The sequence below is a fragment of the Sporichthya brevicatena genome, assembly GCF_039525035.1.
In the GTDB taxonomy this organism is placed as follows: domain Bacteria; phylum Actinomycetota; class Actinomycetes; order Sporichthyales; family Sporichthyaceae; genus Sporichthya; species Sporichthya brevicatena.
In genome coordinates this window covers 12,979-26,652 of sequence record NZ_BAAAHE010000034.1, presented here as the reverse complement: position 1 = coordinate 26,652, position 13,674 = coordinate 12,979, and the positions used below count along the sequence as shown (strand labels likewise).

Annotated in this window: 14 protein-coding genes; all 14 read right to left on the bottom strand. The window is 68.2% G+C overall.

Annotated features, from left to right (window positions below):
• Nucleotides 1–10: 10 nt before the first annotated feature.
• The 14 genes from ABD401_RS17915 to ABD401_RS17850 all read right to left on the bottom strand — a co-directional run bounded on the left by ABD401_RS17915 (nucleotide 11) and on the right by ABD401_RS17850 (nucleotide 13,671).
• On the bottom strand, nucleotides 11–1,240 hold the full coding sequence (locus tag ABD401_RS17915) for a cytochrome P450 (protein WP_344607226.1): 1,230 nt from the start codon (nucleotides 1,238–1,240) through the stop codon (nucleotides 11–13).
• A gap of 25 nt (nucleotides 1,241–1,265) precedes the next feature.
• The gene (locus tag ABD401_RS17910; protein WP_344607224.1) at nucleotides 1,266–2,081 is read right to left on the bottom strand and encodes a mycofactocin-coupled SDR family oxidoreductase; all 816 of its coding nucleotides are present in this window, start codon (nucleotides 2,079–2,081) and stop codon (nucleotides 1,266–1,268) included.
• A 31-nt stretch (nucleotides 2,082–2,112) separates the two neighbouring features.
• The gene (locus tag ABD401_RS17905; protein WP_344607222.1) at nucleotides 2,113–3,270 is read right to left on the bottom strand and encodes an acyl-CoA dehydrogenase family protein; all 1,158 of its coding nucleotides are present in this window, start codon (nucleotides 3,268–3,270) and stop codon (nucleotides 2,113–2,115) included.
• Nucleotides 3,260–3,475 (bottom strand): ferredoxin, encoded by a 216-nt coding sequence (locus ABD401_RS17900; RefSeq protein WP_344607220.1) that lies wholly within the window; start codon nucleotides 3,473–3,475, stop codon nucleotides 3,260–3,262. Before ABD401_RS17900 ends, ABD401_RS17905 begins: the two co-directional genes overlap by 11 nt.
• A gap of 8 nt (nucleotides 3,476–3,483) precedes the next feature.
• Entirely contained in the window at nucleotides 3,484–4,965 is a 1,482-nt protein-coding gene (locus tag ABD401_RS17895; RefSeq protein ID WP_344607218.1) for an aldehyde dehydrogenase family protein, read from the bottom strand.
• A 63-nt stretch (nucleotides 4,966–5,028) separates the two neighbouring features.
• Nucleotides 5,029–5,853: a mycofactocin-coupled SDR family oxidoreductase gene (locus tag ABD401_RS17890; RefSeq protein WP_344607216.1), complete on the bottom strand. Its 825-nt coding sequence runs from the start codon at nucleotides 5,851–5,853 to the stop codon at nucleotides 5,029–5,031.
• Nucleotides 5,854–5,962: 109 nt separating this feature from the next.
• On the bottom strand, nucleotides 5,963–6,301 hold the full coding sequence (locus ABD401_RS17885; RefSeq protein WP_344607214.1) for a cytochrome C oxidase subunit IV family protein: 339 nt from the start codon (nucleotides 6,299–6,301) through the stop codon (nucleotides 5,963–5,965).
• Nucleotides 6,298–6,906 (bottom strand): cytochrome c oxidase subunit 3, encoded by a 609-nt coding sequence (locus ABD401_RS17880; RefSeq protein WP_344607212.1) that lies wholly within the window; start codon nucleotides 6,904–6,906, stop codon nucleotides 6,298–6,300. The genes ABD401_RS17885 and ABD401_RS17880 overlap by 4 nt, the downstream gene beginning before the upstream one ends.
• Nucleotides 6,903–7,664, bottom strand: coding sequence for a hypothetical protein (locus tag ABD401_RS17875; RefSeq protein ID WP_344607210.1), 762 nt, complete (start codon nucleotides 7,662–7,664; stop codon nucleotides 6,903–6,905). The genes ABD401_RS17880 and ABD401_RS17875 overlap by 4 nt, the downstream gene beginning before the upstream one ends.
• A 119-nt stretch (nucleotides 7,665–7,783) precedes the next feature.
• On the bottom strand, nucleotides 7,784–9,010 hold the full coding sequence (locus ABD401_RS17870; RefSeq protein ID WP_344607208.1) for an acyl-CoA dehydrogenase family protein: 1,227 nt from the start codon (nucleotides 9,008–9,010) through the stop codon (nucleotides 7,784–7,786).
• The gene (locus ABD401_RS17865; RefSeq protein WP_344607206.1) at nucleotides 9,007–9,984 is read right to left on the bottom strand and encodes a cyclase family protein; all 978 of its coding nucleotides are present in this window, start codon (nucleotides 9,982–9,984) and stop codon (nucleotides 9,007–9,009) included. Before ABD401_RS17865 ends, ABD401_RS17870 begins: the two co-directional genes overlap by 4 nt.
• The gene (locus ABD401_RS17860; protein WP_344607204.1) at nucleotides 9,981–11,588 is read right to left on the bottom strand and encodes an AMP-binding protein; all 1,608 of its coding nucleotides are present in this window, start codon (nucleotides 11,586–11,588) and stop codon (nucleotides 9,981–9,983) included. Before ABD401_RS17860 ends, ABD401_RS17865 begins: the two co-directional genes overlap by 4 nt.
• Entirely contained in the window at nucleotides 11,585–12,778 is a 1,194-nt protein-coding gene (locus ABD401_RS17855; protein WP_344607202.1) for an acyl-CoA dehydrogenase family protein, read from the bottom strand. Before ABD401_RS17855 ends, ABD401_RS17860 begins: the two co-directional genes overlap by 4 nt.
• Entirely contained in the window at nucleotides 12,775–13,671 is an 897-nt protein-coding gene (locus tag ABD401_RS17850; RefSeq protein WP_344607200.1) for an enoyl-CoA hydratase, read from the bottom strand. The genes ABD401_RS17855 and ABD401_RS17850 overlap by 4 nt, the downstream gene beginning before the upstream one ends.
• Between the last annotated feature and the right edge of the window lie 3 nt (nucleotides 13,672–13,674).

The window sequence follows — 13,674 nt, the reverse complement described above, 5'->3', positions numbered from 1 at the left end:
TCTGAGAGCCTTAGCGAGCAAGCAGGACGGGGACAGCCACTGGCCCGCGGGCCATCGACGCGCGCCACTTGATCTCGGCGTCGGGAACGACCTCGAAGCGTGACAGAGCACAGATTGCCCGAACCATCGCCTTGATCTCCCGGCGAGCGAGGTGCGCGCCGAGGCAGCGGTGAATACCGCTTCCGAACGCTACGTGGGACGCCACGTTCGGTCGGTCGATGTCGATCGTGAGCGGATCCGGGAATTGCGCCGGGTCCAGGTTGGCCGCAGCCCAGTTCAGCATCACGCGGTCGCCCTTCTGGATCGGGCATCCACCCATCTCGACGTCCTTGGTCGCCGTTCGCGACAGCTGCGAAACGGGCGTCGCGAAGCGCAGGAACTCCTCGATGGCGCGGTCGATGGTGCGCTCGTCGGCGTCGCGCAGGCGGGCGCGGAGTTCCGGACGGGTTCCCAGGAGCCACGCGGTCGCTCCGAGGCCGCCCATGGTCGTCTCCATGCCCGCCATGACAGCGAGGTTGATGGTCTCGATGCGCTGCTTCTCGTCCATGTGCAGGCCGCCCTCACCGAACCCCATGTGAGCGATGACGCCGGCGAGGTCCTCCTTACGTCCGGCGGCACGACGGCTCTCCAGCAGCTCCCCGCACCACGCCAGCAGCTTGGGCGCCGCCTCCATCGTCAGTTCGGGCTTGGTGAGCATGATGTCGACCAGTTCCAACAGCTGGCGCCCCTGCTCCTCCGTCGAGTCCAGGAACCCTGGACCGAGGAACACCACCGGCGGCAGCTTCGCGGTGAACGACGACACGAAGTCCACTGGGCCCTCCTGGGCCAGACAGCCCTCCAGCAGGCCCGCCACGACCTCGTTGATCTCCCCGACCTTCTCCTCCAACGCGTACGGGGTGAAGAACGGATTAAGGGCCTTCCGGATCTCGCGGTGGGTGGGCGGGTCGGTCTCGACAGGGATCAGGCGAAGAATGTCGAGCGGCAACTGAACCGAGGACACACCGTCGGCGCTGCTGAAGGTCTGCCAGTCCGTCGCCGCGGCCATCACGTCCCGGTGGGTGTTGATGATCCACTGACCCGACTCGGTCATGCTCCACTGCGACGTCGACCAACCGACTGGGCACTTCTCCCGAACCTCGGTCAGCACGTTCCAGTAGTCGTCGTGCACCCGCGGGTCCAGCGGCGCGAAATCGACAACCGGGTACGTGGGTTCGCTGGCGGACGCTGCGGGCTCGCTCATCGGGTTCCTCTCAGGGGGCGTTGCATCACTTGGTGGTGAAGCCGGCATCCACCGGCAAGGTGACCCCGGTTACGTACCGGGCGGCGTCCGACACGAGCCAGAGGACGGCACTGCTGATGTCATCGGGGCTCATCCGCCCGACCGGAAGCAGGTTGGTCCACGCCGACAGGTCGCGGTTGGCCATCAGTTCCGCCATAGCCGGGTTGACGACCATGGGCGTGTCCACACCCGCCGGGTGGACGGTATTGACGCGAATCGAGTGCTGCGCCAACTCGGTGGCGTAGGCGCGCATCAGGCCGACCATCGCGTGCTTGGACGCGGAGTACGCGTAGCCACCGACGGTCTTCATCGCCAGGGTGCCCTTCAACCCGGCGGTGGAGTTGATCAGCACGATGGCGCCGCCGTTACCGCCGGAGATCATCGCGGGCAGGCTGACCTCGACCGTGTGGAAGACGCCGGTCAGGTTCGTGTCGATGATGTCCTGCCACGAACGGGTCGGTGACGCCGGCGCCAGCTCCAACGGAGCGATGGCGGCGTTCGCGACGACGATGTCGAGGCGGCCCAGCTCGGCCAGCCCCTTCTCGGCGGCCGCGGCGAGGGCCGACCGGTCACGGACATCTGCCTTGACGGCCACGATCCGGCGGTCGAGCCCCTCCACCTCCCGGACGGTCTCCGCAAGGTCGGCGTCGGTGGACATCGCGTACGGGACGGTGTCGTACTGCTCGCACAGGTCCACGGCGAGGATGTCCGCACCCTCGGCCGCCATGCGAATCGCGTGCCGACGACCCTGGCCACGGGCCGCGCCGGTGATGAACGCGACCTTGCCGTCGAGAATCCCCACGTCGGTCTCCTGATGTTCTTCGTCGTTGCCGTCAGAGATTGAGGAGATCGCCGATGCGCTCACGGTGCTGGTACGAGTCGCCGAACAGCACGGAACTGGATCGGGCCCGCTTGAAGTACAGGTGAGCGGGGTGCTCCCAGGTGAAGCCGATTCCACCGTGGACCTGGATGTTCTCCGCCGCACAGAACGCAAACGCGTCACATGCCCGCGACTTGGCCGTCGAGGCGGCCAGGGCACGATCGCGCTCGTCCGCCTCGACGCACTTGCGGGCATAGGCCACCGCCGAGCGCGCCGTCTCGACCTGCAGCAGCATGTCGGCGCACTTGTGCTTGATCGCCTGGAAGCTGCCGATCGGGCGACCGAACTGCACGCGGACCTTCGCGTACTCCACCGCCATCTCCAGCACACGGTCGGCCCCGCCGACGCTCTCCGCCGCCAACGCGACCGCCGCGACGTCCACCAGCTTGGCGACCCGCTCCTGCGCCCCCGGCTCCCCGACCAGTTCCGCCGGGACACTGTCGAAGGTGAGGTCCGCGAGGCGCCGGGTCTGGTCCATCGTGGGCAGCGCCGTGCGCGTCAGCCCCGGCGCGTCGCCCGGCACCGCGAACGTGGCCAGGCCGTCGCCCGTACGCGCGACGACGAAGACGACATCGGCGGCAGCACCGTCGACCACGTACGTCTTGCGGCCGCTGAGGGTCCATCGACCGCCGCTGAGCACGGCCTGAGTCGTCGAGTCGGCCGCGTGCCACGCGCCGTCCGGCTCGGTCAACGCGACGCCGGCGATGCTTGCGCCGGAGCAGAGGTCCGGCAGCCACCGGGCCTGGGCCTGCTCGTCCGCGGAGTCGAGCAGCAGCGTCTGCGCGAGCACTGCAGTCGACAACAGCGGAACCGCCGCGAGCGATCGGCCGAGCTCTTCGCAGAGAACGGCGACCTCGACGAACGAAGCACCCCCACCACCGAACTCCTCCGGCACGGACAGCCCGGCGACACCGAGTTCCTGCGCCATCGTCCGCCACAGGGGTCGGTCGATGCCTTCGGAGGAATCCATGACGTCGCGGACGCGGGTCTCCGGCGACCGCTCCGCCAGGAGCTCCCGGATCGTGGTCGCCAGGTAGGACTGCTCCTCGGTCAGCAGGAGGGTGTCCACCTCGGCGTTCGCCGACGTCGCAGCGACGAGCTCAGTGGTCATCGGACATCAGGATCGCGCCGAAGGGGCAGGCGTGCGCGGTGTCGCGGGCCCGGTCGATGTCGCTCTGCTCGACGAGCTCGCTGCGGATCGGCGCGGAGACCTCGCCGTCGACGCGAAACAGGTGCGGTGCCATGTGCTGGCAGGTCCTGGATCCGAGGCAGAGCTCGGCGTCCACCGTGACAGTTACGGTCTGCTGCTCGTTCATCGCGCTGCTCACAGGGACGGGAGGGGATCGAAGGGCGTGTACACGTTCTTCGTGCGTGTGAACTCTCGGACGCCTTCACGGCCGCCGAGCCGGCCGTAGCCGCTCTGCTTGTGACCACCGAACGGCGCGCCCGCCGGGATTCCGAGGAACCCGTTGATCCATACGTTCCCGGCCTCAAGGCGGTCCGCGACCACATGGGCACGGCGCAGGTCGTTGGTCCAGATGTACGCGGCGAGCCCGAAGTCCGTGTCGTTGGCCAGCCGAACCGCCTCCTCCTCGTCGGAGAACGGAGTGATCGCGATGACCGGGCCGAACACCTCCTCGCGAGCCAGCTCGCTACCGGGGGCGACGTCGGCGAAGACCGTCGGTGCGACGAACGACCCCCGGGCGAGGTCACCCTCCCCGGGCGTACCGCCCGCCACGAGCCGCGCGCCCTCGGCCTGCGCCCGCTCGACCATCCCCAGGATCCGGTCGCGTGCGGCCGTGTTGATCACCGGCCCCATCTGCGTGGTCGGGGCGAACGGGTCCCCCAGGGCGATGTGGCCGGAGAAGGCCTGCACCATGCCCACGACCTGGTCGTAGACGTCCACGTGTGCCAGGACGCGCATGCCGTAGATGCAGCCCTGGCCGGACAGCACGGCGAGGTTGCCGATCGACTCGACCACGGCACCCTGCAGGTCGGCGTCCGGAAAGATGATGCGCGGAGACTTCCCACCGAGCTCGAGCCCGACCGGCTTCAGCGTCTCCGCCGCAGCGGTGAGGATATGACGAGCCGTCACTCCGCTGCCGGTGAAGTGGACGTAGTCGACACCTCGGTGCCGCACCAGCGCTTCTCCACCGACCGGACCGGCCGGGACCACGTTGATCACCCCGGGCGGGAAGCCCGCCTCCAGCGCGAGCTCGCCCAGCCGCAGAACGGACCAGGGCGCGAGCTCCGGCGGCTTCACCACAACGCAGTTGCCCGCGGCGAGAGCGGGCGCCATCGTCATGCCCGCCGAGCCGAAGGGCCCGTTCCACGGGATGAGAATGCCGACGACCCCGTACGGCTCCTCGACGGTGTAATCAAGTGCGCGTAGCGGCCAGGTCGGGACGACCTCACCACCGATCTTGTCCGTCCAGCCGGCGTTGTACTCCAGGAGGTCAGCGACGAGTTCGGGGTAGGAGTCCGCGAAGGGGCGCGGCGTTCCGTTCTCGATGATGCACAGTTCGGAGAGTTCCTCCGCGTGCTCACGCACGAGGGCGGCCAGACGCAGCATCGCCCGTCGGCGGACATTCGGCGCCACAACGCGCCACTCCGCGAACGCGCTGCGGGCGGCCGCCACCGCCTGGTCGATCTCGGCCGGGCCGGCAAGCGGGACGCTGCCGGTGACCTCCCCCGTGCCCGGGTAGACGTGGTCGATGCTTCCGACGCTGCTCGACAGCACCCGGTCGGAACCAATGAGCAGGCCGGCCTTCGGCAGGCGCTCGAGCGGTGGAGACGTGAGAGTCATCAGGCGTCCTTTAGGAACGAAAGACAGGGCGGAGGTCCGACGTCGACGCGCAGGAGCGCTCGGTTACTTGACGGTGAAACCGGCGTCCACCGGCAGCGCGACGCCCGTGACGTACCGAGCCTCGTCCGAGGCCAGCCAGGCCACCGCGGCACTGACGTCCTCGGGCTCGATCATCGCCACACCGGGCAGCAGGTTGACGAGCGCCATCCCGGCGGAGGGGTCGCTCTGCAGCAGCTCACCCACGGCGGGGTTGTTCACCATGGCGGTGTTGACGCCGCAGGGGTGGACGGTGTTGACGCGGATGCTGTGCTCGGCGAGGTCGTTGGCGAAAGCCCGCATCAGCCCGACAACACCGTGCTTCGCCGCGGTGTACCCGAAGCCACCGATCGTCTTCATCGTCAGGTTGCCCTTGAGACCGGCCGCCGAACTGGTGATGACGATGCTGCCGCCGGCGCTGCCGGCCACGATCGCCGGCACCGCAGCCTGGATCGTGTTGAACACACCGGTCAGGTTGACGTCGATGACGGCCTGCCAGGTCGCCACCGGGTCCTCGGGGGTCTTCGTCAACGGGGAGATGCCCGCGTTCGCCACCACGATGTCGAGTCGGCCGAGCTCCGCCACGGCGTCGCGGACGACCGCCTCCATAGCCGCGGCGTCGCGCACGTCGACCTGAGCCGCGACGATTCGGCGGTCGAGCGCCTTGACGGCCTGAACCGTCTCCTCAAGATCCGCCGCAGTCGCGAGGGAGTACGGGTTCTCGGCGATGTCCGCGCAGATGTCGACGGCGACGATGTCGGCGCCCTCCTGGGCCAGACGCAGGGCGTGTGCACGCCCCTGGCCACGAGCCGCTCCGGTGATCAGGGCAACCTTGCCCTCAAGCTTTGCCATCGTGCTGGATGCCTCTCCTGGTTACGAACGCATGTGGCGTAGGCGACAATGAGACGATAGGTCAAAATCTGTCAGCATGTCAACGCCGGTACGTGCGCTTACACCGAGCTCACAGCAGTACGTACAGCAGGCAGAGCAGGGCGGCCGCCAGGACGGCCCACGCCTCGAAGATGCCGCGGAGCACCCTCGGCGCGGTCGCGAGCTCCATGAAGTAGATACCGACGAAGCGCACCTTCGCGAGGGCGATCACCAGCAGCAACGTGTTCATCGGGTGCACGTCGCCCGGAGTGCCCTCCTCGTTGATGCCGATGACCCACGAGGCACAGGTGGCAAGAATCAGCATCACCCAGACCACGAGAATCGCGCGCTGGCTGGGGTGGACGACGACGTCGATCGAGTCCTCTGGTGGCATCGACGCACCCGTCTGCACCGTCTCGGTTGCACTCATGGCATCAGGTACAGCAGCGGAAAGATGACCATCCAGAGGAAGTCCACCATGTGCCAAAAACACGCACCGCCTTCGAACAGGATCCACTGGCTCCTGCCCGGCGCCGGACGCCGAGCCAGAACCGCGAGGTAGATCAGCAGGAACAGGCCGATCACCAGGTGAAGCGCATGGAGACCGGTCATCAGGAAGTAGAAGGTGAAGAAGTGATCGGACGTCAGGGTGTGCCCCGCGTCCGCCTCATGCATCCACTCCGTGACCTTCAGAGCGAGAAACGCCAGGCCACAGGCGAAAGCGCCGAGGAAGTTTCGCGCGGCCGCATGCCCGTCCGCCGACCGCAGCCGGTGGAGAGCGCGGACGACGTACAAGGAGCTGAGCAAAAGAATCAGCGTGTAGATGATTCCGTAGTTCTGGTTCAGGTGCTCGGAGCCGGCGGCGAACACTACCGGCTCGTTGCTCCGCTCCGCGAGGAAGACGGCAAAGATGTAGGTGAAAACCACCAGGTCGCCCAGGATGAGGACCCAGATGCCCACCTCGCCGGGGACCCGGCGGCGCGTCGAAACGCGCGCGCCGGGCTCCTCGAGCGACTCGGTCGCCAGCACGGTCATGCGTGAACCCGCTCCTCCGCCTGCGCCTGCCGCTCAAGCAGAGCCACGCGGCGTTCGAGGTCTGAGATGGGGTCGCCGGCCAGGGTCCCAGCCGCCGTCTCGCGCTCCTGGCGTGCAACCGCCTGCAGGAGCAGGTACGTGGTCACCATGAGCCAACCGAAGATCGAGGCCAGCAGGAGCCACCACGAGATCGCCCCGTTCCACGCGAGCGGCCCGTCCTTGAAGAACACGTTGAAGCCTGACGGCAGGTACAGGAACGCGACCCAGATGCTCATGTAGCCGTACCACCGGGGGAAGAGTGGCGTCGCACGCTTGTCCATCAGCACGGCGGCGCCGATGACAGCGTTCTGCCAGATGATGGTCCACACGAAGCCGTCGAAGGGCAACCAACCCATGTCGTTGAGCATCTGCTGCATCTCCGGGTCCCGCTCCCGGTAGGACGCCGTCAACCAGAAGTAGGCCGGCATGATGAACTCGATGCACGCGCACGTGCCCATCGCGAGCTGAGTCCAGGCCAACGGCGCGCTACGCCCCTCGATGCGGAGCATCTGGTTGGTCATCTGCGCACTCCAGATGATCCACAAGCCGCCGGCGAAACACATCAGCACCAGACCGAGGCGGATGGTGTCGGTGTTGTTCGCGTAGAAGTCCGCAGTCTCCTGCGGACTGGCCCCGGGGCTCGGAGGCACCAGGTACCCCGCGATGGCAAACGCTCCGAAGAACACGAGCGTGCACGCGGGCGCCGCCCACGTGCACACGCGTTGCATTGTGAAGTGCTGATCCACCACGACCTCCGCCGACGAATAACGCTGACGAACTGACCATATTTGTCAGTACGTCTGCCTGGCAACCGGTCGGAACAAGAATTTATGGATCGTCAGATCCGCCGTTGATCGCGCCACGGGAGCGACCGGGCCGGGCCCGGCTCCGCCGGCAAACCCAAGACGCGTTCCGCGAGGATGTTGCGCTGGATCTCGTCACTCCCGCCCGCGATCCGGAAGCCTGGCGCTCCCAGCAGGTGTTCCGACCAGGCGTACGTGCCGGGACCTCCGTCGTCCGCGACGATCCGAGGCCCGAGGACTGCAGCAGCTGCGTCGCCGATCGCCTGCAGCCCCTGGACCCAGAGCAATTTGCCCATGGAACCTTCAGGTCCTGGGGCGGTCGAATGAAGAGATCGCTCATCCGCACGCTGCCGCGTCAGCATCCGCGTGCGCTCGTGCACGTACGCGCGGACCACCTGATCACGCACTGCTGGGTCGATTCGCGTGCTGCGACGCGCCAGCTGCAGGAGTTGTTCCGCCGATGCTCCGACACCCGCGCGCGATCCGCTCTGGCTACGTTCGAAGGCGAGCATCGACGTTGCCACGCGCCAGCCCTCGCCCGGCGCGCCGAGGCGAAACTCGTCGGCCAGCCGCACATCGGTCAGGAAGACCTCGTTGAACGAGGCACCACCAGTCATTTGACGGATCGGTCGGACTTCGATGCCTTCGACGTTCATGGGAAGCAGGAACGCCGTGATCCCACGGTGCTTCGGTTGGTCGGGATCGGTCCGCGCAAGCAGGAATCCCCAGTCCGCGAACTGCGCACCGGAGACCCAGATCTTCGCGCCGTTGATCACCCAGTCCGACCCGTCGGCGGCGGCCCGTGTCGCCAACCCCGCGAGGTCCGACCCTGCTCCCGGCTCGGAGTACAACTGACAGACGAACTCCTCGCAGCGGAGGAAGGGCCGGACGAAGCGCTCACGCTGCTGCTCCGTACCCCAGTCTCGAACGGTGGGAGCGACGAGATTGACCGTGATCCGGCGCAGCTCGTGGTCGGCCGGCGTCGCGTACTGCGCCTCCGCAGCCGTGAAGGCCCGCGCGTGCGCGGGGGTGAGCCCCGCGCCACCGAACTTCGGCGCCCAGGCGATGGCGCCGTAGCCGGCGTCCATCTTGCGCCGCTGCCACTCCCCCGCACCGGAGATCAGCGCCCGCTCCCGGTCGTGCGGAAGGGAGTGGAACACCGCGACGTCGTTGAGGCCCCGGTCCGCGGCCGCGCGCGGGCACTCGGAGCTGAGCCAGTCGTGCGCCCGGCGGACGAACTCGTCGAGAGGAGGAAGACTCACAGCACCACCTGCGGATTGATCGGCGACCCGACCCCGCCGGTGACCGGCAGCGGCGGCGCCAGGAACAGGAACTCGTAGCGACCGTCGGTGGCACAACGCTCGGCGAGCGCTTCCAGGTCGAAGATCTCCCCGACCCACAGGCCGAGCATGACGATCAGCAGGATGTGGACCGGGCACATCACGTCCGGCGTCTCGGCCGGGATGACTTCGACCGACCACGTGTCCGTCGCCAGGCCCGCAATCTCGTGCTCCGCGATCCAGCTCACGCTGTCGAGTCCGATGCCGGGCGCGGAGCCCCCGGCGTAGTCCCCCCAGCCCTCGCCGGCCCGAGCACGCGCGAGATGGCCCGTGCGCACAAGGACGAAGTCGCCGGAACCCACCGTCACACCCGCGTGTGAAGCGGCGCGCTCGAGATCGGCGGACCCGATGGCGTACCCAGGCGGTAGCGAAGCGACTCCGGCCGCGGCCGGAACATCGAGTAGTACTCCACGTCCCACCATCCGGTCGGTCGCCGTGGTGATGGCGTTGCGACGCGCACCGGAACTGGAGACCTCGGCGGCGGAGTACCCGTTGTACATCTGTTGGTCGAAGAAGACATGCGCGAGGCCGTCCCACTGCGTCGCCGCCTGCAGCGGCAGAATGAGGATGTCGTCGGCGTTCTGCAGGTATCCGCGGCGCGGGTCGCGATCGGCCGATCCCGGGGCGGTGAAGTCCCGACCGTCGTAACGCATCAGATGGATGGGGTTGAACCGGCCGCTCCCGGCCGTCTGCGGCCCGTCCTCGCCGAGCGGGATGGCCAGCGAGAGCACGTCGCCGGTGCGAACCAGCTGGGCCGCGGCCACCCGGTGTTCCGGGCGGAGGTGGTTGAGGGTGCCGAGCTGATCCTCCGGACCCCAGCGCCCCCAGTTGCTCCACCGTGCGGCCATCTCCCGGACCGTCTCGATGGTCGGTGGAGTCTTGGGGTCGCTGCTCATGAGGAAATCGCCTCCATCGGCGCGCTCCCGGAGGATTGCTGAGCTCGGGCCAGGGTGGCGGCGCGGCCGGAGGCCCACCGGTAGTCGAGCTTGCCCGCGATGGTCCGTTCCACCGCCGGAACGACGAACACGTGCTTGGGCACCTTGTAACCCGCGAGCCGCTCCCGGCAATATCTACGCAGGTTCGTCTCGTTGGGTGACGCCCCGTCAGACGGAGCCACCAGGGCCGCAACCTTCTGACCCCACCGCTCGTCGGGCAAACCGACCACGACCGCGTCGATCACGTCCGGATGTTCGCGCAGGATCTGCTCGACCTCCTCGGGAAAGATCTTCTCCCCGCCCGAGTTGATGCATTGGGACCCTCGTCCGATGAGGCGCAACTGGCCGTCCGGGTCGAGCTCGGCGAGGTCGCCGGTGAGGGCGTAGCGCTCCCCGTCGATCGTCACAAAGGTATCGCCGCTCTTGGCGGCATCACCTCGGTAGCGCAGCGGGACCCGGCCGCGGCGGGCCACGAGGCCCGGGCCGGGAGCACCGGCCGGCTTGGGGGCACGCGTCTGCGGGTCGAACAGGACGGTGTCCACGACAGAGAAGCCGGTTGCCGTGCGGCCGGAGTCGGATACACCCCAGCCGTGGACGCCGGTTTCCGACGACCCGTAGCTGTCCTTGACCGTCAGCCACGGCAGTGCGGCGAGCAGCTGCGATCGCACCGCGGGGCTCAGTCCCGCTCCCCCGGTCGCGACGGTGCGCAGGCACGTGAGGTCCGCACTTTCCGGCACGGCGGAAACCAGCGGGCGCGCCATCGCGTCACCGACGATGTTCATGGTCGTGACCCGCTCCCGGGCGATGTGCCGCCAGATGTCAGCGGGATCGAACCGAGGAACGAGAACAACCTTGCACCCAGCGAACAGCCACCGCAGGGTGGTCCACATACCGGCCGCGTGCACCAACGGCGGGGCGGGGAGGAACGCTCGATCCTCGAGCAGACGGTCCAGGAGCTCCGTGGGGGTCGACACCGGGCCGCGGTCACCGGTTGGATCGCCGCCGCCGACGCACGCGAAGAACGCGTCCTCCATCCGCCACTCAACTGCCTTCGGGTGCCCGGTCGTGCCGCCGGTGTAGAGGGCGTACACGTCGTCCCCGGAGCGGGGCCGAACTGCCGCCGGTGAGCTCGCACCCACCGCCGCACCGAAGTCGGTACCGGCCTCCAGCGTCCAGGTCAGACCCGGGACGTCCTGCCTTGCCTCGTCGACGGCCTCGCGCAGGTCCTCGTCGTGGACGACGCCGCTCAGGCCGGCATCGGCGTACAGGTACCGCAACTCCTGCGGCCCGAAGCGGTAATTGATGTTCACCGGGACGGCGCGCAGCTTGTAGGCCGCGAGCATGGTCTCGACGTGCTCGGACCGGTTACGCATCTGGACGCCGACGTAACTCCCCGGGACGACGCCCTGCGCGGCGAGCCAGCCGGCCAACTGGGCGGCCCGTTCGTCCAGCTCAGCGAAGGTCAGGCGCGTCGATTCGCAGACCAACGCGGTGCGATCCGGAACCGCCGCACTCACCAGTTCCCAGAGATCGCCGAACGCGAAGGAGACCTGACGATCAGTCATGACTTGAGCAGATCCCGCCATGGGCGTCCCTTGTCCGCGCGGGGCTCGGGCGGAAGGCCCAGAACACGCTCACCCGCCACGTTGCGCGCGATCTCATTGGTGCCGCCCTCGATGGACATAGCTCGACAGCGCAGGATGAAGCGGTGCGGCGAAAGGCTGCCGAAGTCCTTGGCCGCGGTGGAGCGTGGATCGAGGTCGTCCTCGAACGCCGCCTCGTAGTCGGCGGCGGCGACGGCGGAGGGCCCGAGGAGGACCGCGAGGAGATCAGCGTGCCGTTGCGCATGCTCGCTCGCGGCGATCTTCGCGATGCCGCCGAGTCGGGCCTTCTCCGCCGGATCACCGCTCCGCCGGGCCCGGGCCCCGGAGAGCTGGTTCACCCGCGAGGAGACCCACAGGCGTACGACCTCGTCCCGGAGCGCAGGCGCAGGCCGCGGTGAGCTCGTGCGCCACAGTTCGAGGATCTCCTCCACAGGCCGGTCGAAGAGCTCACTGGCGCCGTCCCGCTCCGTGGTCAGGATGTGCATCGCCATCGCCCAGCCGGCGCCGACGTCACCGACCCGGTCCGTATCGCTGACCCGCGCGTCGACCAGGAACACCTCGCTGAACCGCGCGCCGCCGTCCATCTGCCGCAGCGGCCTGACCTCGACGCCGGGCTGCCGCATGTCGAGGACGAACATGGTCATGCCGCGGTGCTTCACCTCGCCGGGATCGGTCCGCGCGAGCAGGAGAGCATGGGAGGCGTGGCGAGCGTTGCTCGTCCACACCTTCTGCCCGTCGATGTGCCAGGTCCCGCCGCGCAGTTCGGCGCGGCACCCGACGTTCGCGAGGTCGGATCCGGCGCCGGGCTCACTGAAGAGCTGACACCACTGGTCCTCCCCCGTGAAGATGCGCGGGATCAGGGCCCGCTGGCGGTCGGAGCCGAAGTCGTGGAACAGCGCCGAGGCCTGGTGCAGTCCCACGAAGCTGGCCGGTGTCCGCGGGAGGTCGATCTCGGTCAGTCGCGCTCGGACCGCGCGGGCCTCCGCGCGGCTCAGGCCGAGGCCCCCTTCCCCGACGCGGAAGTGCGGCCAGGCGAGACCGAGTTCGTACTGACGCCGGAGAACCTGGTCCACGTCGGCGTTACCGGCGGCGAAGTCCGTGAGGGTCTGGATCGCATCGAGGACCGTCGGGGCGAGGCTGGTGCCGGTCATGGGGTCGCTGCGTCCCGCGGTCGGGGCGGACCTGCGTCCTTCCACCCGGGAAGGCCGAATTCCTCGGTTCCGAGGATCACCTTGCCGCCGCTCACCTCGGCCCAGTAGGCGTGGTTCAGTTCGTGCAGGGTGAAGCAGGCGTTGAGAGCGTTGTAGAAACCCATGTTGTCGACGCTCTGGTTCACCGATTCCTTGATGAGCAGAGCCGCCATCGACGGCATGCGCGCAATGCGCCGCGCGAAGGCCAGCGTCGACTCCTCGAGCTCCGCGCGCGGGAAGACCTTGCTCACCATGCCGATGCGGTACGCCTCGTCCACGGTCAGCGTGTCGCCGGTGAGGAGCAGCTCCTTGGCGCGACGAGGTCCGAACTCCCAGGGGTGCCCGAAGTACTCGACGCCGCACATGCCGAGTCGACTGCCGACCACGTCGGCGAACTCGACGTCATCGGCACCGACGATGAGGTCGCAGGCCCAGGTCAGCATGAGCCCGGCCGCGAAGACCTTGCCCTGAACCTGCGCGATGGTGATCTTCCGGAGGTTGCGCCAGCGTCGCGTGTTGTCGAAGAAGTAGTGCCACTCCTGACGCATTCGCTTCTCGGTGGCGGGCTTCGTGCCACCGTTGATCCGGCGGCTGGGGTGCTGTTCGGGCCCCTCGTTGAGCTCGGCCAGATGCACCTTCGAGCCCAGGTCGTGGCCGGAGGAGAAGAGCGGACCCACACCGCCGAGGATGACGACGCGGACGCGGTCGTCCTCCTCGGCACGGGCGAAGGCCTCATCGAGCTCGACCAGCAGCCCACGGTTCTGGGCGTTACGGGTCTCCGGCCGGTTCAGCAGGATCCGCACGATCGACGCGTCGTCGATCTCCTCGTAGATGAGGAATCCGTAATCCGTCATGAC